Origin of the sequence: Paenibacillus mellifer, assembly GCF_023195895.1 — a bacterium.
Taxonomy (GTDB): domain Bacteria; phylum Bacillota; class Bacilli; order Paenibacillales; family Paenibacillaceae; genus Fontibacillus; species Fontibacillus mellifer.
On the sequence record NZ_JALPRK010000017.1, the window covers coordinates 1 to 23,043 of the forward strand.

At 54.2% G+C, this 23,043-nt stretch carries 23 protein-coding genes; 19 read left to right on the forward strand and 4 right to left on the reverse strand.

Features of this window, described 5'->3' with window-relative positions; genetic code table 11:
* The first annotated feature begins 146 nt into the window (after window positions 1-146).
* The 13 genes from M0651_RS16660 (at window position 147) to M0651_RS16720 (ending at window position 13,552) form a co-directional block, all read left to right on the forward strand.
* Window positions 147-1,250, forward strand: coding sequence for a CgeB family protein (locus M0651_RS16660; RefSeq protein ID WP_248552860.1), 1,104 nt, complete (start codon window positions 147-149; stop codon window positions 1,248-1,250).
* 13 nt (window positions 1,251-1,263) lie between these two features.
* Window positions 1,264-2,388, forward strand: coding sequence for a CgeB family protein (locus M0651_RS16665; RefSeq protein ID WP_248552861.1), 1,125 nt, complete (start codon window positions 1,264-1,266; stop codon window positions 2,386-2,388).
* 64 nt (window positions 2,389-2,452) lie between these two features.
* A complete protein-coding gene (locus M0651_RS16670) occupies window positions 2,453-3,964 on the forward strand; it encodes a glycosyltransferase family 4 protein (protein ID WP_248552862.1) in 1,512 nt (503 codons plus the stop codon).
* Between the two features lie 4 nt (window positions 3,965-3,968).
* On the forward strand, window positions 3,969-5,060 hold the full coding sequence (gene wecB, locus M0651_RS16675; RefSeq protein ID WP_248552863.1) for a non-hydrolyzing UDP-N-acetylglucosamine 2-epimerase: 1,092 nt from the start codon (window positions 3,969-3,971) through the stop codon (window positions 5,058-5,060).
* Window positions 5,053-6,039 (forward strand): polysaccharide biosynthesis protein, encoded by a 987-nt coding sequence (locus M0651_RS16680; RefSeq protein ID WP_248552864.1) that lies wholly within the window; start codon window positions 5,053-5,055, stop codon window positions 6,037-6,039. Before wecB ends, M0651_RS16680 begins: the two co-directional genes overlap by 8 nt.
* Window positions 6,036-6,866, forward strand: a complete 831-nt coding sequence (locus M0651_RS16685) for an SDR family oxidoreductase (RefSeq protein WP_248552865.1) — start codon at window positions 6,036-6,038, stop codon at window positions 6,864-6,866. Before M0651_RS16680 ends, M0651_RS16685 begins: the two co-directional genes overlap by 4 nt.
* Window positions 6,859-7,791 (forward strand): NAD-dependent epimerase/dehydratase family protein, encoded by a 933-nt coding sequence (locus tag M0651_RS16690; protein WP_248552866.1) that lies wholly within the window; start codon window positions 6,859-6,861, stop codon window positions 7,789-7,791. Before M0651_RS16685 ends, M0651_RS16690 begins: the two co-directional genes overlap by 8 nt.
* Window positions 7,788-8,498, forward strand: coding sequence for a glycosyltransferase (locus M0651_RS16695; protein ID WP_248552867.1), 711 nt, complete (start codon window positions 7,788-7,790; stop codon window positions 8,496-8,498). The genes M0651_RS16690 and M0651_RS16695 overlap by 4 nt, the downstream gene beginning before the upstream one ends.
* A gap of 125 nt (window positions 8,499-8,623) precedes the next feature.
* The gene (locus tag M0651_RS16700; protein WP_248552868.1) at window positions 8,624-9,031 is read left to right on the forward strand and encodes a hypothetical protein; all 408 of its coding nucleotides are present in this window, start codon (window positions 8,624-8,626) and stop codon (window positions 9,029-9,031) included.
* A 91-nt stretch (window positions 9,032-9,122) separates the two neighbouring features.
* A complete protein-coding gene (locus M0651_RS16705) occupies window positions 9,123-10,052 on the forward strand; it encodes a glycosyltransferase (protein ID WP_248552869.1) in 930 nt (309 codons plus the stop codon).
* A gap of 69 nt (window positions 10,053-10,121) precedes the next feature.
* Entirely contained in the window at window positions 10,122-11,417 is a 1,296-nt protein-coding gene (locus tag M0651_RS16710; RefSeq protein ID WP_248552870.1) for a nucleotide sugar dehydrogenase, read from the forward strand.
* A gap of 57 nt (window positions 11,418-11,474) precedes the next feature.
* Window positions 11,475-12,461, forward strand: coding sequence for a polysaccharide biosynthesis protein (locus tag M0651_RS16715; RefSeq protein WP_248552952.1), 987 nt, complete (start codon window positions 11,475-11,477; stop codon window positions 12,459-12,461).
* Between the two features lie 17 nt (window positions 12,462-12,478).
* Window positions 12,479-13,552: a glycosyltransferase family 2 protein gene (locus tag M0651_RS16720; protein ID WP_248552871.1), complete on the forward strand. Its 1,074-nt coding sequence runs from the start codon at window positions 12,479-12,481 to the stop codon at window positions 13,550-13,552.
* Window positions 13,553-13,625: 73 nt separating this feature from the next.
* On the opposite strand, the gene M0651_RS16725 is transcribed toward M0651_RS16720, so the two are convergent.
* Complete coding sequence (locus M0651_RS16725) at window positions 13,626-14,696, reverse strand: glycosyltransferase family 4 protein (RefSeq protein ID WP_248552872.1); 1,071 nt, start codon at window positions 14,694-14,696, stop codon at window positions 13,626-13,628.
* Window positions 14,697-14,905: 209 nt separating this feature from the next.
* Here M0651_RS16725 and M0651_RS16730 point away from each other — a divergent pair, with 209 nt between their 5' ends.
* Complete coding sequence (locus M0651_RS16730; RefSeq protein WP_248552873.1) at window positions 14,906-16,042, forward strand: YhcN/YlaJ family sporulation lipoprotein; 1,137 nt, start codon at window positions 14,906-14,908, stop codon at window positions 16,040-16,042.
* Between the two features lie 91 nt (window positions 16,043-16,133).
* Here M0651_RS16730 and nagA read toward each other — a convergent pair whose 3' ends face one another.
* The 3 genes from nagA to M0651_RS16745 are packed head-to-tail and all read right to left on the reverse strand — an operon-like array spanning window position 16,134 to window position 18,915.
* Window positions 16,134-17,324 carry an N-acetylglucosamine-6-phosphate deacetylase gene (gene nagA, locus M0651_RS16735; protein ID WP_248552874.1) on the reverse strand — a complete coding sequence of 397 codons (1,191 nt, stop codon included), beginning with the start codon at window positions 17,322-17,324 and terminating at the stop codon, window positions 16,134-16,136.
* The gene (gene nagB / locus M0651_RS16740; protein WP_248552875.1) at window positions 17,324-18,052 is read right to left on the reverse strand and encodes a glucosamine-6-phosphate deaminase; all 729 of its coding nucleotides are present in this window, start codon (window positions 18,050-18,052) and stop codon (window positions 17,324-17,326) included. Before nagB ends, nagA begins: the two co-directional genes overlap by 1 nt.
* Window positions 18,052-18,915, reverse strand: coding sequence for a MurR/RpiR family transcriptional regulator (locus M0651_RS16745; protein ID WP_248552876.1), 864 nt, complete (start codon window positions 18,913-18,915; stop codon window positions 18,052-18,054). The genes nagB and M0651_RS16745 overlap by 1 nt, the downstream gene beginning before the upstream one ends.
* A gap of 224 nt (window positions 18,916-19,139) precedes the next feature.
* Between M0651_RS16745 and M0651_RS16750 the strand changes: the two genes are divergently transcribed.
* The 5 genes from M0651_RS16750 (at window position 19,140) to M0651_RS16770 (ending at window position 23,037) form a co-directional block, all read left to right on the forward strand.
* Window positions 19,140-19,583, forward strand: coding sequence for a MarR family winged helix-turn-helix transcriptional regulator (locus tag M0651_RS16750; protein WP_248552877.1), 444 nt, complete (start codon window positions 19,140-19,142; stop codon window positions 19,581-19,583).
* Between the two features lie 165 nt (window positions 19,584-19,748).
* Entirely contained in the window at window positions 19,749-21,239 is a 1,491-nt protein-coding gene (gene glpK / locus M0651_RS16755; protein ID WP_248552878.1) for a glycerol kinase GlpK, read from the forward strand.
* 119 nt (window positions 21,240-21,358) lie between these two features.
* Window positions 21,359-21,583: a helix-turn-helix domain-containing protein gene (locus M0651_RS16760; protein ID WP_009225122.1), complete on the forward strand. Its 225-nt coding sequence runs from the start codon at window positions 21,359-21,361 to the stop codon at window positions 21,581-21,583.
* A gap of 129 nt (window positions 21,584-21,712) precedes the next feature.
* Window positions 21,713-22,513 carry a helix-turn-helix transcriptional regulator gene (locus tag M0651_RS16765; RefSeq protein WP_248552879.1) on the forward strand — a complete coding sequence of 267 codons (801 nt, stop codon included), beginning with the start codon at window positions 21,713-21,715 and terminating at the stop codon, window positions 22,511-22,513.
* A gap of 50 nt (window positions 22,514-22,563) precedes the next feature.
* A complete protein-coding gene (locus M0651_RS16770) occupies window positions 22,564-23,037 on the forward strand; it encodes an SRPBCC family protein (RefSeq protein WP_248552880.1) in 474 nt (157 codons plus the stop codon).
* The last annotated feature ends 6 nt before the right edge of the window (window positions 23,038-23,043 follow it).

Below are 23,043 nucleotides of genomic sequence, written 5' to 3' on the forward strand. Positions count from 1 at the left end.
GTCTTCGCATCTCGGCGGCGGGCGGCGGCATTCGCCAATTTATCAGGCGGGCGGGTAGTCGTCCATGATGCACGTGTCCCCTCAGCATATATTTATTAAGACCCAGGAACGCAAGATAGAATTCCACGAAGATAGGATGAAGAATCTTGGAGAACGTGAAGGAAAACCGCTACGGCGAGGCTTATCAAGCCGGATACGAAGAAGGGATTCGGTATGGCGGGTGCCAGGCCGTACTCGAACGAATTCCGCCGGTTTCCCGGCCGAAAGTGGATCTGCGGGTGCTCTACGTGCCCCAGGGGTTCGACGCGATCGACGCGGGGGTTCAAGCGGCGCTCACAGAGCTTGCACGCGAGTGCGTCGTCGCCTCTCCGGAAATGATGCTGCAGGAGACGCTGCGCGTTCATCCCGATCTGGTGCTGGTGATGAATTCGCTGCATGTCTTTCCGCCTGACCATGTCTCGCAATTAGCACAGATCAGGAGTATGGGTATACGTACCGCGGTTTGGTTCGTCGATGACCCTTACTTTACCGACGATTCGATCTCGCTGGCTTTAAGCTACGACGTGGTGTTTACGCACGAAATCGAATGCGTGCCGCTCTATCGGTCCCTCGGAATTCGAAGCGTTCACCATCTTCCGCTGGCTGCCAATCCGCGTCAATTCCGGCCCCTTCCGGCCAAACCGGAATATCGCTATGACGTGTGTTTTATCGGCAATGCTTTTTGGAACCGAGTTGGCTTATTCGACCGCTTAAGTTCGTTCTTGCAGGACAAACGGGTGCTGATCGCCGGGTTTCATTGGGACCGACTGCCCCGTTACGAACTGTTGTCGCGATTTATCCGCCCGGGTTGGATTCCTGTTGAGGAGACGGTTCGTTATTACAACGCCTCCAAAATCGTACTCAACATCCACCGCCCTACACAAGCGGGCCAAGATAACCGGAACGGGCGGGATACCCCGGGGGGATCGATTAATCCGCGTACCTATGAAATCGCCGGCTGCGGTGCTTTCCAGATTACGGACATCCGCAGCGATTTGGTCTCTTATTACCAACCGGGTTATGACATCGAGACGTTCCGGGATGAAGTGGAGCTCGAGGCGAAGATCCGTTATTACCTTGAACACGAGGAGGAACGGCGGCTGATCGGCTGGCGCTCTCTCTGGACGACGACGACCGCCCATACCTATTCGGATCGGGTCAGTCGTCTGCTGGACGCAATTGCTGAAAGCTGGTTCAAGAACCAACCCTAAAAGGAGTGACATTATGTTTATTGAGGAAGCGGCTGGACAGATGACTTCAATCGTATTGGACCCAGCTGAGAGCGGAAGAAAGAACGGGCTCCGCGACGGATACGCCGAGGGGTACCTAAGAGGGAGAGCCAGCTATATTGTGAGTCAACCGCGGCCGGCTTTTCCGGTCCGCAAAGTGAAAGTGTTATACGTCAGCTCGGGGAAAGGGTTTCCGTATTCTCCGCTCGACGAGGCGGTATCTTCCACGCTTCGCACGTTAACAACAGAGTTGATCGCCGCTGTGCCGGGCGACCCGATTTCGGATTTGGCAGCGCAGCATAAACCGGATCTGCTGCTCGCTCTCGACGGGCTGGAGCTCCCTGTGGAGCAATTGAACGCCGTGCGGGCGATGGGGATTCCGACCGCCGTTTGGTTTACGGATGATCCTTATTACACGGACCTGACGATTCCGTTGAGCGCTCACTACGACTATGTATTTACGCTCGAACGAAACTGCGTCGAACCCTATCGCGCTGCCGGCTGCAGCCAGGTTCATTATCTGCCGTTTGCAGCGTTTCCCGAACACTACCGGCCAACCTTAATTCCTTCCCCGCACCGTCGTAATTTAAGTTTTATTGGCTCGGCTTACTGGAATCGGGTGATCTATCTTCAACCCGTCCTTCCTGCGCTCATGGAGCAAGGCTTATTGATTAACGGCATCTGGTGGGATCGCCTGCCCGAGTTCCCGGCTTATGCGGACCGCATCGAGCTGGGCAAGTGGATGGGGCCGGTAGAGACCTCCGAAGTATACAGCGGGTCCAAAATCGTCTTGAACCTGCATCGTTCCCCGTCCGAGGAGTATGTCAATAACAACAAGGCAGGTATTCCGGCGGCATCGCCGAATCCGCGGACATTTGAAATCTCGGCCTGCGCCACGCTCCAATTGGTTGATGCGCGCGACGATTTAACTTCGTTTTACCGTCCGGGTGTGGAGATCGAAACCTTCTCCTCGCCGGAGGAATTGGTCGACAAAGTGCGTTATTACCTGACCCACGAGGAAGAACGGCGGGAAATCGCTCTGCGCGCACTGGATCGAACCTTGCGGGATCACACCTACGCCAATCGGTTGGATCAACTGATGTCTGTGATTTTCGGGTGATTCCTGCAGCTGATACCCGTGTTCCGGAACGCTCGGAAATCGCGCAAGGAAAGGAGGGGCAATCGTGCCGGAGAAGAAGAAGCTGCTGCTGTTTTCGCATGTGTGCAATTCCAGAAACGTAACCGGTGCCGAGAAATTGTTGTTGTTCAATGCGAGGAAGCTATCGGCTTATTACGACTGTACGATTGTAGTTCCCCGGCAGGGCAGTTTGTCCGTTTTGGCCAAACGTTACGGCATTCGGACCCTCTTGTGCGAAAACGGGCTGCTTTACAGCATGTGTGCCCCGCACGGCAACCTGGCCGGGGAGTTCCACTCAATTGCCTGGAGCGAACAGGTGCGGCGAACGGTCGAGCTGCTGAATAAGGAGCGGCCGGATGCCGTGCTTGTGAATACCAGCGTCAACGTTTCGTCGGCGATCGCCGCCAAACAGCTGGGCATTCCCGTTGTTTGGCAGATCACGGAAGTCATTGCATCAAACGAATTCACCGCGGAGGCAGTGAATTTGATCGACAGATACAGCGATCTGATCATCGGGATCTCCGATTCTGTGCTGCTCCCCTTCTTGGGAACGCAAGCGGCTGACAAAACGGCGCTGCTATACCCTTCGTGGAATCCCGAGGATATTCACCCCGACATCTGGCCGGCACAGCGCTGGCACAAGAGAGCCGCGTGGAAAGTCAAATCGACGGAAGTTCTAGTGGGTTATATCTCTTCTTACTTGATTCCGGAGAAAGGGGCCGATCATTTCATCGCCGCGGCGTTAAGTGTGGCAGGCCAATATCCGGAGGTCAAGTTCGTCATCATTGGCGCGGAGATTCAGTCGGAGTATTACCGGGACTTAAAACGGGCGGTCCAGGGGTCGGCGTATCCGCATCGATTTAGATTCGTGAGCTTTGAAGACCATGTGGAATCCGCCTTTAACGCGATGGATATCGTCGTCGTCCCGGGAATTCTGCCAGAAGGGTTCGGGTTAACCGCGCTGGAGGCGATGGTCTTCGGCAAACCGGTTGTCGCTTATGCTTCGGGCGGTTTACGCGAGATTCTGGAGGCGGTGGGCAGCGGGGCTTACCTGGTACCGACACGGGACAGCGTCAGCCTCGCGGATAAATGCGCGGAGATGCTGTCTTCCATGGAATTGACTCGTAGTGTGGGAGAGAGAAATCGGGCTCAAGTGGAAGCGGTATTCGGCCCGGCAGCCTATGATTCGCGGCTTCTAGGGTTGGTTCAGCGCATCCAAGGGCTTTCGGGTGTTGTGGTTCCCCTGCCCGAACCGGCGGAGCCGTCCCCGGACGCAGTGGATTTCCATTTTCCGGACTCAGAGGTGTTGCCGCTCGAACCCGAACCAACTGCAACTTCGGTATCTGTCAAGAGAGCCGGACGCCGGAGAAGGATGAAGCTGAAGCGAGCCAAACGATTGCGTAGGAGAAGATCCGGTGTAGGAAGAAGCTTGTCCGCTCGGCGCGGCGGGAAAGGGCGCGTTCGCAAATTGGTCCGTCACCGCCGCAAGTCTGGCCGGAGAACAGCAAGAGCCCGTACGAAACGCGTGCGCGGGCGCCATAAGTTGGCAAGGAGATGAGACCGTGAAGATCATGACCATATTGGGAACCCGGCCGGAGATCATCCGGCTTAGCCGGATCATCCCGCTGCTGGACCGGTGGGCCGACAACCATGTGCTGGTGCACACGGGGCAGAATTTTACGGCCAGTCTCAGTGATGTGTTTTTCCAAGAGCTTGGATTGAGACAACCGGACTATATCTTTCAAGATCATCAAACGACGCTGGGCAGCCAGCTGTCGGCCATGTTTGCCCAGCTGGAGCGAATATTGGATATCGAACGCCCGGATCGCGTACTGCTGCTGGGAGATACGAACAGCGCACTATGCGCTGTGCTGGCCGAGCGGCTGGGGTACCCGGCGATCCATATGGAAGCGGGTAACCGCTGCTTTGACCTGGAGGTTCCCGAGGAGAAGAATCGGAAAGCCATCGATGCGGTGTCGACCATCAATATGCCCTATACCCCGCAGAGCAAAGCTCATCTGCTCGCTGAGGGCGTTCCAAGTAACCGCATCGTACTGACCGGTAATCCGATTTATGAGGTGATGAAGTATTACGAGCCGCAGATTGAAGCGAGCGATATCTTGCAGCGATTGGGTCTACAAGATAGAGAGTATTATCTCGTAACAGCCCATCGCGCCGAGAACGTCGATCGGCCGGCTTCCCTGCACGCGATTATGGAGGGATTGAACCAGGTAGCGGCCGCCTCCTCCAAGCGGTTGATTTGCAGCATTCATCCCCGCACGAGATCGCGGATTGAACGTGATCTGAAGCTGGGAATGCATCCATTGGTCGAGTTTTATGAGCCGTTTGGATTTTTCGATTTCGTGAAGCTGGAGAAACATGCGTTATGCGCGTTGACGGACAGCGGTACGGTTCAAGAGGAATGCTGCATCATGCAGGTGCCTACGGTAACGATTCGCCGAACCACGGAGCGGCCGGAAACGGTGGATTGTGGCAGTAACGTCGTTTCTGGCGTGGACGCCCGCAGAATCGCTGAAGCGGCGGAGATGATGGCGGGGATGGAGCGTTCTTGGCCTTGTCCCGAAGGCTATCTGGAGGAGAAGGTTTCGCAAAAAGTGGTCAAATTCGTGCTTGGAGGGAAATTGAATGTTTAAAGATCAAGTGATTCTGGTCACCGGGGGGACGGGTTCCTGGGGATATGAGCTGATCCGTCAGCTCCTCCCTCAGGCGCCGAAGGAGATCATTGTGTATTCCCGGGGAGAAGCGGCCCAGGTCGCCATGAGCCGAGCTTTTGGCGACGAGCGTCTTACGTTTCGAATTGGGGATATCCGTGACAAGGAAGCGCTGACGGCGGCTTGCCGGAACGTGGACATCGTTTATCATCTGGCTGCTTTGAAGCATGTGCCTATTTGCGAGGAGCAACCGGGCGAAGCGCTGAAAACGAATGTAGTCGGCACGCAAAACGTCATCGAAGCCGCCATTGAGAACAAAGTCAAGAAAGTCCTCTATATCTCTACCGATAAAGCCTCCAATCCGTCTAACTTCTACGGGATGACCAAAGCCATCGGCGAAAAGCTGGTCGTATATGCCAATCTTCTCCAGGAAGAAACCCGGTTTGTGTGCATTCGGGGCGGTAATGTACTGGGCACGAACGGCAGTGTGATCCATCTGTTCAAGCAGCAAATCCGTGAGAAGAAAGAGGTCCGAATCACCGATATGGAAATGACCCGGTTCTTCCTGACGATGCCGGAAGCGATCCAGCTTCTGTTTAAAGCATCTCGGGAAAGCGTGGGGGGCGAAATCTTCGTCATGCTGATGCCGACCTGCAGGATCGTGGAGCTGGCGAAGGTGCTGATCGAAGATTCCGGCGTATCGGACGTATCGATTACGGAGTCAGGGATTCGGCCCGGGGAACGCATTCACGAGCTGCTGCTTAGCGAATACGAAAGCCGTTCGACCGTTGTTTATGACAAGGAGTACCTGGTCATCTTGCCTGCGCTGGAAATCGCGGGTTTGAAGGAGCGGTACGGACACTTGCCGCTCGTCTCCTTCGGCGAGTTGAGCTCGGAGCATGAGTTGATGAGCATGGAAGAGATCCACAGCATGCTGGATAAAGGAGGATTTCTTTCATGAAAATGCTGATCCTCGGGGGCCACGGTATGGCGGGTCATGTCCTGGTACGGCATTTCCGAGAGCAGGGGGGACATCAGGTGTTTTATACCTCTCGCGATCCCGGGGACCCGGACTCGCTGATCTTGGATGCCGGTGATATCGTTGCTGTTGATCAGGCGGTTCAACTGGTTCGTCCCGAAGTCATTATTAATGCGGTTGGGGTGCTGAACCAGTTTGCCGATCAAGACAAAATCATGGCCTACCATATCAATGGCTTTCTCCCCCATCGATTGCGGCATTTGGCGGATAGAACAGGCGCGCGCTTGATTCACATCAGTACGGACTGCGTCTTTCGCGGCGACCGCGGCGCATATCGGGAGGATGATCAACCGGATGGCGTAACGACGTATGCCCTGACCAAAGCGCTCGGAGAGGTGCGAGACGAAGGTCACCTGACGATCAGAACCTCGATTATTGGACCGGAAATCCGCCGTCAGGGCATCGGATTATTCCAGTGGTTTATGAGCCAGGAGGGCAAGGTATCCGGTTATCGCCGGGTTAAATGGAACGGCGTGACCACGGTGCAGTTGGCCAAGACGATCGAAGGGCTGCTGGATCGTCCAGTATCCGGTTTGGTTCATTTGGCTCATCCGGAAGTGGTCAGCAAATTTGAGATGCTTCATCTATTTCAAGAGATCTGGGGGAAAACCAACATTCAGATCGAACCGGACGATGGTCCCGCCCTCGATCGGACGCTGGTGAACACCCGTCCGGACGCGGCGGTCCCCCTTCCTTCATTCCAGCAGATGTTGGAGGAAATGGCCGAATGGATGAGACGGCATGGGTGACGGGGCGGGGGTTCTGGTCACGGGGGCCGGCGGGTTTACCGGCCGCCACGCCAGCCGCCGCCTTGCCGCCAAGGGATATAAGGTCTTTGCCTTAGTGAGAAGTGAAGCCGGACTTCCTGTCATCGAAGGTGTCGAGTACCTCATTTGCGATTTGACAGACAAAGCGGGAGTCAAACGCATCATAGATCAGACTCAGCCGCAGTTCGTACTGCACCTGGGCGGCAAGAACTCGGTCCCGGATTCCTGGAGCGAACCGCTTCTTTATATTGAAAGCAACTTGATGACAACCCTGCACCTGCTGGATGCCCTGCAGGCTTTCGGTTTGCGGGATACCCGCGTTCTTGTCGCCGGCTCACGACTCAAATTCGGACTGGAGAGGCCGCTCCACCCAACGCACCCTTATGGATTAAGCAAATCGCTGCAAGAGGCTGCGGCGCTGGTCTGGGGGAAGCTGTACCGTCTTGACGTTATGATAGCCGAACCGGGCAACTTAATCGGAGCCGGGCCATCCACGGGCATCTGCTCTCTGCTTGCCCGGCATATCGTCCGTTTAGAGCGAGGGGAGTCTCCTCCCCCCTTCTTCTTGTCGTCCGGGGAGGCCCGGCGCGATTTCCTCGATGTGCGCGACGCGGTGGACGCCTACGAAATTTTGCTGCGTAAAGGTGAAGTTGGTGAGGTATATCCGGTTTGTTCGGGGCGGGAGAAGAGCTTGGCTGAACTGGCGGAGGATTTCGCGAAGCTGACGGAAGTCTCGGATTTGAATATACAGATCGGCTCCCCTTCAGGAGGCGAACTTCTTGTTAGCTCCGAGCCGCTCCTTCCCGAAGCGCTTGGGGCTCTGGGCTGGCGCGCAAGCCTGGCTTGGGAACAATCTCTGCTGGAGGTACTGGACTATTATCGCAAGGAGGGAAGCGCTTCGTCATGAATCCACGTGTAAGCATTATTATTCCGTTCTACAACTGTCCGTATATTGAGCAGGCGGTGCAAAGCGCGCTGAATCAAACGTATCCGCATACGGAGATTATCGTCGTCGATGACGGTTCGACCCTTCACGCCGAGCGGCTCGCTCCGTATCGCGGACATATTTATTATCTGGGCAAAGCCAATGGAGGGACCGCCTCCGCCCTTAACCACGGAATCCGTCATGCCTCCGGAGAGTATATCGCTTGGCTTAGCTCGGACGATATGTTCTCAATGGAGAAGGTTGCGGTTCAATTGAATTTCATGCGGGAGCAAGGCGCGGAGATTTCCCATACCAACTTCCATTATATCGACGAATATGGACGAATCACCCAATACAATGCAGGCATGCAGCCTTTGGGGATGCGGGAGCTGGCGAACACGTTGTACAGCGGTAATCCGGTTAACGGCTGTACCGTAATGATTCGTCGCAGTTTGATTGAACGCGTGGGTCTGTTTGATGAGGCCCTGCCGTACACCCACGATTACGATTTGTGGCATCGGGTGCTGCTGTCCCGAGCCGCCTTTCCTTATTTAAACGTGCCGTTAGTGTCTTACCGTCGCCATTCGGGGATGGGAACGTTGCGCCATCAGGCGGCGATCACGGCGGAGATTGCTTTCCTTCAGAACCGCTATCGTGATGCACTGACTCATCTCATCGCTACTTCTTAAGCCATTGAAGTGGACTTTGATCGGAAGAGAGACAAAATAAGCGGTTATCTTGATCAAGTTGTCTATACCAAAACGGTACTCTGATCATAACCTGAACTAGATTAAAAGAAGGTGGTGATTAAGAGATGGGTGTCTTTCTTGATGCCAGAAGCTCCGTAAACTCCAACCAGCCCGGTTTTCCTGGGATTCCGCTTACAGATACTCCCGCATTGTTCGGGGTTATCGGCCTGCAGACGCAGAATGTTCCGAATCCAATCGTCATTCTGTCAGGATCTGTTGGAGTTCTGGGAGACGTCGGCGATACGTTTACGATCGAAATCGTCCGCGGTTTGACGTTTGCTCCAGCCAATGTCATTTTTACCCTCGATGGCGTCGTCAATAGTGCCACGTCGACGGAGGTCACGTCCTTCGTAGCTGCCGATTTGCTGGCTCCTGCCGCTCCTGAAACGATATATACGTCCTATATTTCCGGAGCTACAACAGCAATCCGTAATGGTCCGGAATCATTTGCAGGCATTGCCCAACAGGGTTAGGTTATGCCCAGAAGACCTGCCTCGGGTTGTCCCGGGCAGGTTTTCTGCTAAATGCGTGATGAAGACCTCCTATAGTAAAGGATTTGAAGGGATGAAGCGGTTAAAAATTTTGTTTGTGACGAAGGACTTCAGTCACTATCTGGAACGGAATTATCACTACATGCAATTGGAATTACGAAAACATGCCGATGTGGCTTTAGATCATAAGGGCGGAGAGGTGCAAGCAATTCTTCGGCGGGCCCCCTTTCAGCCCGATTTCGTTCTGTTTAACGACATATTTCATGCCTCACATTGTCCTCCGGTTCATGGGCTTGCCCAGTTGAAGGTGCCCTGGGGTATGGTCATGCACGATCTTCATGCTAGGCCAGAACAACGCCGGGAGTTTATGCGGCGATTCCCGTCAGCAAACCTCTTTGTGATGTATCGGCAAGCGTTCCGGGAACGGTACCCCGAATTCAAGGGTCGTTTGTTTTGGCTCCCTCATTTTGTAGAGCCAACCGTGTTTAGAGATTACCAGCGCCGGAAGAACATCAATATCCTGCTCATGGGAGCAACTAACCCTAAGGTGTACCCGCTTCGCCATAAGATGAAAACGGCTTTGTCTCGACATCCCAGCTTCGTATCCCATAATCACCCCGGGTATACGAATTTCGGATCCGAACCCCAAGCGCTTGTGGCGCACGGCTTTGCGCTTGAAGTGAACCGAGCCAAAATCTTCTTATCCTGTGATTCGATATACCACTATCCGCTGCGCAAATACTTCGAAGTGCCTGCGTGTAATACGCTGCTGCTTGCTTCCGAAAATGCCGATTTGCGAGGACTCGGGTTCAAGCACGACGTCCATTATGTCGCTGCGACCGAGCGGGATTTCCTGGCCAAAATTCATTTCTATCTGCACCCGAAGAACGAATCATTACGGGTTAAGATCAGCCGGCAAGGTTATGAGTTTGTCCGAGAGAAACATACAACCTCGGTTCGTACCCTGCAGCTTCTTGAAATGATAGGTTCGATCTTGGCCTAGCTCCTTGAGAGGAATAACTCGAGGAATGTCCTTTGCTCATACAATTCAATGCGAAAGGGGAGATGAATTTTGACACGTATCATCGCCATCGTCGGTATGGGGTATGTCGGTTTGCCGTTAGCCGAGACGTATCTGGACCAGGGCTTTCGCGTGATCGGCCTCGACAAGGACGAGAATAAATTGGGGCTCTTACGAGCGGGACGAAGTTACATCGCAGACGTTCCGGAAGCAAAAATCAAACGTTATGTCGAAACACAGCAACTGACAGTAACCTCGGACTTCGGCGGGATATCGAGCGCGGAGGCAATTATTATTTGTGTTCCGACCCCATTGACGGACCAACATAAACCGGATATGACCTATCTGATTGATGCCGCTGATAAGATAGGGGAACATCTTCAACCCGGACAATTGGTTGCACTGGAAAGCTCTACTTACCCCGGGACCACCCGGGAAGTCATCTTACCGCTCCTGCAAAAAAATGGACTTACCCCAGGAATTGATTTCTTCGTCGGCTTCTCTCCGGAACGTGTTAATCCTGGAAGCCGCCGCTACTCGCTGCGGGATATTCCCAAGATCGTCAGCGGAATTACGGACGCCTGCACCGACCGGACGGAGGAACTGTATCTCGCAGCTTTCCAAACTGTTGTGCGGGTCTCCTCAACCGAGACGGCAGAAATGGCTAAATTGCTGGAAAACACGTTTCGTTTCGTCAATATATCTTTCATCAATGAATTTGCATTACTATGCGATAACCTGGGCATCAACGTTTGGGAAGTGATAGAGGCAGCTTCGTCCAAACCGTTTGGCTTCAAAGCATTTTACCCTGGCCCTGGCGTTGGCGGGCATTGCATTCCGGTTGATCCGATCTATCTGCAGTGGAAAGCTCAGCAGGTTGGGGCGGCCAGCTCGTTTATTGAGATCAGCTCGGAAATCAACCGCGGAATGCCGGCCTACATCGTTTCCCGGCTGCAAGAAGAGCTGAACTCTACATCCCTTGCCGGCAAGAAAATTCTGGTACTTGGCATTACGTTTAAAGAAGATGTTGCCGATATCCGCGAATCGAGCGTGATCGAAATTCTGCAGCTGCTGAGGGACGCAGGGGCGAAGGTTGATTATCATGATCCGCTAATTCCGGAAGCGGAGGTCGGCGGAGCCAAGATGCGTTCGGTGGAATTAACGAAGGAGCGACTGGCCTCTTCGGATGGTGTGATCTTGGCGGTTCATCACCACGGATTACCGTTGCAGGACATCGTCCATCACGCCCCCCTAGTCTTTGATACGCGAAATGCTACGGCTGGCTTACATGGCAACGCGCGAATTGTTACGCTGGGGGGCGGGAAATCGGGACCCGCAAAGCGTTAGGCCGGTTCCAACAACGGGAAGATTGAGATGAATATAGTCCGAAAGGAAGGTAAAGAGATGTTTAAAGACAAGACCATTCTAGTTACCGGGGGAACCGGATCCTGGGGGAAAATGTTGACAAGGAGGCTGCTGCAGGAGGGGCCACGGGAAATCCGCATCTTCTCGAGAAACGAATACGCACAGGTCTTGATGCAGCGGGAATTTGGCGGGCACTCCTCCTTGCGGTATCTGATCGGCGATGTTCGCGATTACGCAGCGGTGGATGCGGCCTGTAAAGGAGTCGATTATGTCTTTCATCTCGCCGCGCTTAAGCATGTGCCGGTCTGCGAATATCAGCCGGAAGAAGCGCTCAAGACCAATGTGCTCGGAACGGAAAATATTATTCGCGCGAGTATTGCGCATAAGGTCATTAAAGTGATCGACGTCTCCACCGACAAAGCGGTCGACCCGACCAACACGTACGGAATGACCAAAGCGATCGGGGAAAAATTAATGATTCGCGCGAACGATTTAAGCGAACATACCCGGTTTACTTGTATTCGCGGGGGGAACGTGCTTGGAACGAACGGCAGCGTTGTTCCGTTATTCATCAATCAGCTGCGGGAGGGCAAAGCTTTAACCCTTACGGTTCGGGAGATGACCCGTTTTTTCCTGACTTTGTCTCAGGCGATCGATCTGCTCCTCAAGGCGGCCACGACGGCCATCGGGGGCGAAACGTTCGTGATGAAAATGAAGGCCTGCCGCATCGTCGATATCGCCGAGGTGCTGGCGGAGCATTATCTCGGGCACAGCGTTCCTGCTCAGGAAATCGGGATCCGGCCCGGGGAGAAGCTGCATGAGGTGTTGGTTTCCCGGTACGAGGCACCTTACACCCTGAAATATAGCGATCAATATTACGTCATCCTTCCTCCAGGCTCTAAGGAACTTGTCGCTCATTATGCTCATCTTCCCCGCGACCTGTTCTCCGAATACCATTCCAATGCGTCTTTGCTCGATAAAGCAGAGGTTGCCGAACTGTTGCGGGAGGGAGGGTTCCTGAACTGATCACCCTCAGCTTATGTATGATCGTCAAAAACGAAGAGGCCCATCTCCCCAGATGTCTTAGGTCCGTCGCTGATTTGGTGGATGAAATCGTCATTGTTGATACGGGATCGACCGATCGCACCAAGGAGGTGGCGGGGGAATATGGGGCGAGAATCTTTGATTTTGCCTGGCGGGATGACTTTGCCGCCGCGCGGAATTACGCCTTTTCTCAAGCAACCTGTGATTACATTCTCTGGATGGACGCCGACGACGTCTTTGCCGAACCGAATCGCGTCAAACTTCAGCGGTTGAAGCAAGAATTAACGACTGATATCGACGCGGTCTTGATGAATTATGTGCTCCGTGAGCAGGAGCAGACCGGAGAGCCGCTAGCTTTGACTCGGCGGAATCGGTTGGTCAAACGAAGCCGAAACTATCGCTGGATCGGCATTGTACACGAATATCTGAATGTCACGGATGGGAAACAGCTATTCATGGATATCGCCGTGACCCATCGCGGAACAGGAAACCATTCCGGCCGGAATTTGAAGATCATCGAACATTATTTGGCTTCCGGCGGCGTGCTGGAGGGACGCTTGCGTTTTCATTTGGCATGTGAACTAGCCGATGCGGGACGATATGAGGAGGCGGTGCCGCATTTTGCGGAGTTCCTCCTCGACCCGAAGGCGAATCGGGATGATCTGGTCCTGACCTGCGCCCGTTTAAGCGATTGTTATGGTCATTTGGGCCGGGATCGGGAGAAGCTGGAGATGCTGCTGCAAACGTTCCAATTTGAAATTCCACAGCCGGAAATCTGTTGTGCTATTGGTAAATGTATGGAGGACCGTCAGGAATGGACCCTGGCTGTTTATTGGTACGTCCAGGCCCTGCAGAACGCGAATCATGGGGGCAGTTGGACGGCTATCGTACATGCGGCGTCCCGGACCTGGCTCCCGCATAGTCGGCTGTGCTTGTGTTATGCCCGGATTGGCCATTTAAGAAAGGCCTATGAGCATAATCAGGAAGCGCTTCGGTATTTGCCAGACGACCCTGGGCTTCTCGAGAACGCCAAAAAACTGAAGCAGGCTTTAGAAGCGGCGCCTCCCCAATAGTATATGTATTTTTACAAAAAAAATTGCCGTGCAAAGAACCTCCAGCGACCTGGAGGTTCTTCTGACGTTCTCTTCAGTTTACCCCTAAACGTTTGAGCATTTGGCGGAACGAGTCGGCGTATTGCTGCGGCGACAACCACTGATGGATAAGCTGTTGTCCTAAGTTGCGGATCTTCTCCCGCTGCGCATGATGGTCCATGAGCTCCAGCGCGCCGGCAACCGCTTGGCCGACCTGCGGGTAAGCGAAGAATTTCCCCGTTTCATTATGTTTAATAAAGAGTCGGACGCCGTCGGAATCGGTGCTTAGGACAGGGCAACGGCAAGCCAGCGCCTCGGCGACGGCATAGCCGAATCCTTCCAGGGTCGAAGTGGAGATTAGCAACCCCCCGGAATCACCGACCCGCGATAAATAATAAGGCATTTCCCGGTTTGGCGTATTCGGGTACAGCTTTAAGCTGGATTGAAGTCCAAGCCGGCCGACATACTGCCAAAACGCATTTTTGGTATCCTCGGTGGGCAACTGATAATCGAGAAACATCCATATTTCCATCTGTGGGCGCTGTCGATGCAGCACGGCGGCAATTTCTAAGAACAACTCCCAATTTTTATTGGGCTCCAGCCGTCCGACCCAAGCGATGATCGGTACGGGATATTTCGATTGGGCCTTGTAATGGAAGTGCTGCGTATCCAGGGGATTTGGGAACACGAACTTGGGCAGCGCTGGGTAATAGATGGAGGCGAGCTCTTGCAGGTGAGGAGTTGGCGGCATCAGCGAAGCTTGGCAATGACGGAGAATTTCCTGAGTTCCTTCTCGAAGCGACTGCTCGGCTTGTTCCCGTGTGCCCAGACCCTGAATCTCAAAAATAATCGGCTTGTGAAAACCGAGGCGGCGCAGTCTACCCGGCATCCAGAAATCTGAGGTTGCTACTACTGCATCATACTGCGGAAGACGTTGCTTAAGTTCGACATCTCCCGGCCCCACCATGACGGGGATGTTGGCTAATTGAGTATTCACGAGCCCCGATCCGGAGCGTAAATATAGAATATGACCCTCGATGTCCCGACTTTTCAGCGCATCGCAGCGCAACCGGTTTAAGGTCTCCACCCCTCCGCTCGGAACATAGAACGTAAACAGTACTTTCATGGGCTAGCACCCCTTGAAGTTAATGAGCGTCTTAGGATTAGTTTACGCGTCGTCCGAATCGGACGTGTGGGTAAATTCCCCCCATCAGCCGCCGAGGGGCAGGCGGTTGGTGGGTCGCTCGGTTATGTTTACCTGTATGACGACAATGGGATTTAGCGCATGATAAGTCCTGTTTCATACAATAATTATTACGGATGGAGGATGACTACATGCGAGGAGCGAAAGTCGTTAACTTATCGTTGTCCGCAGCGTTGCTTGCCGGGGTTGCTTTGGTGGCAGGTTGTGGTGACGGGAACGACAATAATAATGTGCGTACGCAAAGCTTGCGGGGCAATAATCGCAACTATGACGTCAATTCCCTAAACCAGGGTAATCGCCTGTTCTCCCGCAGCGCCGGCAACGGGCAGGATCAGCGGATCCGTTCCCTGCGATACAGTCCCGCGCTGAGCAATAAAGTCGCACAGCTTCGTGACGTTCAAACGGCACATGTCGTTGTTACCGACCGTGATGCTTACGTCGGCGTCACGTTCCACGGAAATCAAATGACAGGCCGCACTACCGCATATGGAATGCAGCGTCCAAACGGTATCGGTCTTGGGACAACCAATGTCGGTGGACCTTATGGCGGGGACTACGGGACCCGTGGTGCAATGGATAACGGATTGGCACGAGGTACTGGCCGTACCGGCACCGGAGGCAGTCTCTTTGATTTTGGACGAGGCGGTTTGTTTGGGGCGGGGAATGACAACCGCAGCGACAACAGCTCCATGCTAGGTAACGGAACGAACGGTTCCCGCAGCGGCAACGGCTCTATGCTGGGTACTGGAACAACCGGCAACCGCTTCGGTTCGATGTACCCCGGGGGCAATATGGGAATGTCTAGCGTAAACCGCGGTACGGGAACTTCGGCTTATGGAACCGGTACGAATGGCGGGACGATGAACAACACCAACACCCCTACCGGCTTTACCACAGGAAATGGAGCCTTGGGGGCGGGTACCGATAACGTATCCCAGGATGTAAAGAACCGGATTACGGCCGCCATTAAGCAATCGGCACCGCACATCCGCAATGTCTATGTGTCCGGCGATTCCGACTTCGTCTCCCGCATCGGAGATTACGGGACACAGTCCCGAGGCGGAGGAACACTGAACAATTTCATCAGCGATTTCGAAACGATGATCAATCGCGTGTTTCCCGGACGCACGGGAACTATGACCGGTCCAAACGGCTATGCGCCGACGGGTCCTAATGCCGGTATGGGCAACGGCACAAGCAATATGGGGACAACCGGTACTGGCGCACGAGGGACGAATGCCGGCTTCACCGGCGGAACGACCCGCTAATAGCGGCTCACACGAATCACAAAAAGCGCGAGAAGCGGGAGGTTCATTATCCCGGCTGCTCGCGCTTTTTCTTTTGAATGGAGGTGTCACCTTATTCGTTCTCGCGGAAAGAACGTCCTTTGACCCAAACCTGTTGCAGCTCCAAATCTCGATCGACCAACAACAAGTCCGCATGCTTACCGGTTTCTACCGAGCCGGTCAGATGATCGATGCGAATGAGCTTCGCCGGATTGCCGCTGGCGGCTTCCGACGCACGCTCCACCGATAATCCGACCTCGCGTACGAGATGGCGGAAGCCTCGAATCATCGTTAGGGTGCTGCCGGCCAGTGTTCCTTCGCTGTCTCGCAACGTGCAGACATTGTCTTTGACGACAACCGGCAAATCGCCCAGCATGTAATCGCCGTTGCCGAGTCCTGCTGCCGACATCGCGTCAGTGATGAGGATAAGGTTTGTACCGGTCTTCACGCTGGCCAACAGCTGGATCGCCGCATGATGGACATGGATGCCGTCGGCGATAATTTCCGCACTGATTCCCGGCGTGCTCAGGATCGCACCCGCGGTGCCCGGTTTGCGATGATGCAGCGGCGTCATGGCGTTAAACATATGCACGGAGTGATTTAAGCCCACCTCGTAAGCGGACATGATTTCTTCATAGGTGGCATCGGTATGGCCTGCGGCTGCGACAATTCCTTGCTTCCGCAAATAGCGAATCAACTCATGTGCCCCTTCTCGTTCGGGCGCAAACGTCACCTGCTTGATTAATCCCGGATATTGCCGATCCCAAGCCTCCACCCATTCCCAGTTCGGGGGGACGATGTGTTCGGGATTTTGTGCCCCCCGCCATTTCGGGCTGATGAACGGCCCTTCCAGGTGGACGCCAACCAATTGGGCATAAGGCATCTCTCCGACCATATAATGATGGACTTCCGCCAGCACGTTGTCGATCATCGCCTTAGGGAGGGTCATCGTGGTTGCCAGCATCGAGGTAGTCCCTTGGCTGCAATGCAGTTTGGTGATGGCGTCCAGACCTTGCTTGCTTGGTTTCGAGAAATCCTCCAGCATTCCGCCATGCACATGCACATCGATAAAGCCGGGCAGCACGTAACGGCCTCCTGCATCGATGGTCTCGGCCTCGGCGGTGTGAGACTTCGGTAATCCGTCGGTCGTGCCGACGTAAGTGATTACGCCATCTTCAACCGCAACAGCGCCGTCATGGAACGTCCCGCGGGGGGTAATAACTTCGGCATGAACGAGGTTGAAAGTTCGACTGTTACCGCTCATTACAGATATCTCCCTGCGGCTTGGTCGACGACTACCACGACGTTGGAGTGGGTTTGCAGCAGCGATGCCGGACATTTTGTCGTGATCGGACCTTTTAACGCTTTGGCGATAACCTTCGCCTTGTCTTCGCCTTTGGCCATCAACAGGATTTGTTTGGCCTGAAGGATCGAGCCGATCCCCATCGTCAGCGCATGCGTTGGCACCTCATCGATGGATGGGAAGAAGCGGGCGTTCGCTAGGCGTGTGCGTTCTTCCAGCTTCACGACATGCGGCGGTCCTGTTAGCTCTTCGGCTGGTTCATTGAAGCCGATATGCCCGTTATGACCGAGCCCCAGCAATTGCAAATCGATTTGGCCGGCTTCGTCCAGCAGATTCGCATAATCCTTGGCCGCTTGCTCGGGGTTCGCCGCGGCGCCGGATGGCACATGCGTATTTTCGGACAAAATATCGATATGGTTAAACAGCTTCTCGTCCATGAAGCGGCGATAGCTCTCTGGATGATCGACCGGCAATCCGATATATTCATCCAAATTATAGCTGCTGGCTTGTTTGAAGCTCACGCTGCCTTCCTTATAAAGCTCAATCAGTTTCTCGTACACCCCAACCGGCGTACTGCCCGTAGCCAGGCCCAAGATCGCCCGCGGATTGGATTGCAGGAGACTGGCGATGATACCTGCCCCGGTTTCATTGAACTGCTGTTCGCTGTTTGTTTTGATGATATTCAGCATTAGTGTTGACCTCCTTGGATTTTACGGTAAATTTGAACATTCTGGTACGAGCTTTCCAGCTTCGGAATGAAGTCCTGAAACTCGAGACTGACCATGCCTGTAAACAAAATATCGATGACGTGCAGCTGCGCGATCCGCGAGGCCATGTCCCCCCGGCGCATGCCTTCCTCTAATGAAGAAGAGAATAAAGAGATATCCGCCAGCGAAGCAAGGGAGTTGCTGCTGTACTGCGTAAGCGACAACGTGGTCGCTCCGCTGTCCTTGGCGCAGCGCAGGGCGTCGATCGTCTCGGGCGTTTCCCCCGAATAGGAGATCGCCAATGCGACATCACCTTCGCCCAGCGAAGAAGCCGAGGTAATCTGCATATGTGAATCGGCGAAGGCGGTGCAGTTCTTGCCGATACGAACCAGCTTCTGATAGAAGTCCTGGGCAACGATGGAGGAGGTTGCGACGCCATACAGGTCGATGCGCTTGGCGCGGCATAACGCCTCGACGGCCCGGGACAGCTGATTCATGTCCAACAATCGGGTGGTGTCTGTAATGGAGGCGACGTGGTTGGCTTCCATCGCTTCGACGATCTTCAGCAAGTCGTTGCCGGCGATGATGTCCTGATAGTGGTTCTCCGCGGGCTTATGGGCCAGTTCGGAGGCCAGCTTCATTTTAAAATCGGGGAATCCTTTAAAGTGAAAGGTTTTGCAGAACCTTGTCACCGTCGACGGACTGATCCCACATGCGTTAGCTAACTCCGTGATACCCTGGTGAACAACAGAGGCAGGCGCCTCCAAGATGTACTCGCCGAGCTTGCGCTCCTGCGGCGGTAACGTCTCCAGATGGCTGGATACGGCATGGAGTATGGGTGTCATAAGTGGGATCTCCCTTCGAAAGTAATGCTTATAAATTCATGCATTAAGAAAATTATTTTTATTAAATCTGTGTAAACGGTGAAAATAATTTTGATTTTCGATATCATCATAAGGGATTTCCAGAGCTTTTTCAAGTAGGGTAACCCGCCTTTTGGTGACAGATTCCTTGTATTTTCGAGGGTTGCATACTAAACTGAAAATAGCGTTATTTTTCGGAGAGAGGAATGGTTTGGTTGACCTTTGATCTCGACAATTACATAGATCGGATCGATTTAGTATGGTCCAATTCGTTTCGCAAAATGAAAAGCGAATTAATGCATCACCATGAGCTTGGCCTGACCGGCCCGCAATTTCATATGCTAACGCTGATTAATCGAAAAAAAACGTGCAATGTCAGTTACTTGGCCGACAAGCTTGAGGTGAAGCCCAGCGCGATCACGGTGATGATCGATCGCTTGGTCCAAAACGGGTACGTGGAGCGGCGGCACGACGAGCAGGACCGGAGGGCGGTGTTACTTTCGGTGAGCGAGCGTGGAGCTGAGGTTCTCGGGGAAGCCCGGAAGAAGTCGCGAGAAGTGTTGAAATCGCATTTATCCGTACTCAGCCAGCAGGAGCTGGAAATGATGATCACGATCTTGGAGAAGCTCTCGAAGAGTTACAAAACGTAAGATTGGCGTGTAGTGAAGGACCGACCACGGGGATGAATTCCCCGTGGTTCTTTGTTTATTTCTTGTGCCTACTTTTGCGAAGCCGATAGCGCGCCTGAGGCTTGCCGGGTTATGATAGAAGTAGGAATGTAAGCGTTACTTCACCAACTGAAACGGGGGAAATCGATGGAGAAATATATCTTGGCCTTGGATCAAGGCACGACGAGTTCGCGGGCGATCTTGTTCAATCGGCAGGGGGACATCGTCCACTCCGCGCAGCGCGAGTTTCCGCAGTATTTTCCCGAACCCGGCTGGGTAGAGCAAAATCCAAATGAAATCTGGGGATCTATTCTATCGGTCATCGCCTCCTGCCTGTCGGAATCCGGCATCAAGCCGAGACAAATCGCCGGTATTGGGATTACGAACCAGCGGGAAACCACAGTCGTTTGGGAGAAAGAGAGCGGCCATCCGATTTATCCGGCAATCGTCTGGCAATCCCGGCAGACCGCTTTGATCTGCGAGGAGCTTCGCGAAGCGGGTCATGACGCCCTGTTCCGGGCCAAAACCGGCCTGCTGCTGGACCCGTATTTCTCCGGGACCAAGGTCAAGTGGATCCTTGATCATATCGAAGGCTTGCGTGAGCGGGCCGCAAACGGAGAATTACTGTTCGGCACCATCGATACGTGGCTGATCTGGAAGCTTTCCGGCGGGCACCTGCATGTAACGGACTACTCTAACGCCTCGCGGACGCTGATGTACAACATCCACGAGTTGGCTTGGGATGACGAGCTGCTCGAGATTTTGGACATTCCGAAAGCGATGCTGCCCGAAGTCAAGTCCTCCTCCGAGATGTACGGCACGACCATTCCGTATCATTTCTTCGGGGAGGAGGTGCCGATCGCGGGAGCGGCGGGGGACCAGCAAGCCGCGTTGTTCGGGCAGGCTTGCTTCCAACCGGGGATGGTCAAGACGACCTACGGAACCGGCTGCTTCATGCTCATGAATACCGGCTCCACCCCTGTCGTGTCCGAGCATGGGTTGATCACCTCGTTGGCTTGGGGAGTAAACGGAAAAGTGGAATATGCGCTGGAGGGCAGCATTTTCGTGTCCGGCTCGGCCATCCAGTGGCTGCGCGACGGGCTGCGTCTCTTCCGGGATGCGAAGGACAGTGAGGTATACGCCTCGCGCGTCGCCTCGACAGAAGGCGTCTATGTGGTTCCCGCCTTCGTTGGCCTCGGCAGCCCTTACTGGGACAGCGATGTACGCGGGGCCGTATTTGGTCTGACGCGGGGCACGAAGAAGGAGCACTTCATTCGGGCGACGCTGGAGGCGCTCGCTTACCAGACCAAAGATGTCCTTCGCGCGATGGAGCAGGACTCCGGGTATGCCGTGCGGTCCATGCAAGTAGATGGCGGCGCTGTTTCAAACGGCTTCTTGATGCAATTCCAGAGCGACATCCTCGGGGTTCCCGTTGAACGTCCGGCGATCGGCGAGACGACGGCATTGGGAGCGGCCTTTTTGGCGGGGCTGGCAGTAGGCTACTGGAGTCATCTAGATGATATTTCGCAGTGCAAACGGCTGGAGCGCCGGTTTATCCCGGCCATGTCACAACCTACACGCGAAGCGCTCTACCAAGGATGGCTGAAAGCGGTTCATGCCGCGATGGCCTTTAAATAACGGAGCGCCCAATTCTTTACGGTACCGCACCATTGCCCCTGTTCTTTCATAAGATGTGTTGACTGTATCCCTGAACCTTGTTAAAACCACAAAACCCGAGCAAGGAGGGGTGACGCATTTTGAAGAGCAGCGATCGTAACAGCAAATTTCTGTTAACTCATCGTGAACGGGAGGTCTTCGAACTTCTCGTGCAGGATAAAACGACGCGCGACATTGCCGGGCAACTATTCATCAGTGAGAAAACCGTCCGTAACCACATTTCCAACGTCATGCAAAAGTTGAATGTCAAAGGTCGCGCGCAGGCGGTTGTCGAGCTGATCAAGCTTGGGGAGCTGAAAATCTGACGGTAGCCTACGCGTGCGTAGAAAGCCGCAAACCTTCTTTTTCACCCCGTAAGGGGGGGAGAGGAGGTTTTTTTGTGAGGAGGTGCGAATAACATCTTCATCGGAATTACTTCTGAAGGCGGTGAAGGAATGATGACGTTTTCCCCCCACAAATCGGCGGTACAAGCGATAATCGAGCGGATCGATGCCGAATATCACCGGGTGTTGACCCTCGAGGAGCTGGCGTCACATGTGTCCTACAGCAAATTTCATGCGGAACGATTGTTTCAGCGTCGCACCGGCTTAAGCATTTCCCAATACCTCTCCTTGGTCCGGATCGAAAAAAGTAAGGAACTATTGATGTACTCCCGGGAATCCGTCGGCGATATCAGCGCAAGGGTCGGCTATGCCAGCGTCAGCACCTTTTCCCGGACGTTTAAGGAATATGTCGGGATTCAGCCAAACGTGTTCCGCAAAATGTACCGGGACCTGGAAGGTGCCATCGTCCCGCAAATGAGCTCAAGACCCGACGCGCCCGGGGGAATCGGCGGAGGTTCCGCCATTTCTGGCGTGGTGACGGCCGACAGGCCCGTGAAAGGACTGATTCTCATCGGTTTGTTTGCAGAACCCGCGCCGAAGGGGGCTCCGCTAAGTTGCACGCTCCTGCGGGAAGCATGCCCGTTCACGTTAACCGGAGTAGCCGACGGACAATATTATGCATTTGCGCTTGCGCTGGAGTTCCCATGGATATCCTCGTCGTATTTCTCCAATTCTCACGGATTACGCGGCCGGGCCCACTTGCCGGTGTCCGTTCGCCAGGGATCGGAGCATGGGCTGGTTCGGATCCATCTTAGGCCGCCGCTGGTGACCGATCCGCCCATCGCCGTCTCTCCGCTTTATCTGCTGCAGAATTTCTGGAGCAAGCGTTGGCAAATGAGCAATCCAGGATAAAAAAACCGGGTATCGTTCCCTTACAATGGAGAAAAAAGGAGGGGCAGGACATGTCGTCAGAGGTTATTGTCAAAGAAATCGCCATCGAGGCGGATTTGGAGCTGGTATGGAAAGCATGGCTGGAAGAACGGCGAATCACGCAGTGGTTCGCACCGATGGCGAACGTCGACCCTCGCATCGGCGGGAAGTTCGAATTGTTCTTCGATCCGTCGAACCCGGAGCGCATGGGGACGAAAGGCTGTACAATTCGCGAGTTGGAGGAACAGCGGCTGCTTGTTTTTGAGTGGAAAGGCCCGGATGATTTTGCCGAATGGATGAACCAAGAAGGGGAGCTGACTGTAGTCCGCGTTGAATTTACTTCAGCGGTACAGGGAACGACAAACCTTAAGTTGACCCACTCCGGTTGGGGCTCCTCGCCGGTCTGGTCGGAAGCCAAGGAATGGCATGTAGCCGCCTGGAACCAGGTGCTCGGCAGTTTGAAGAGCGAGATCGAGTCTGGGGAAGGCGTGCTCTGCTGCCAATAGACCCGT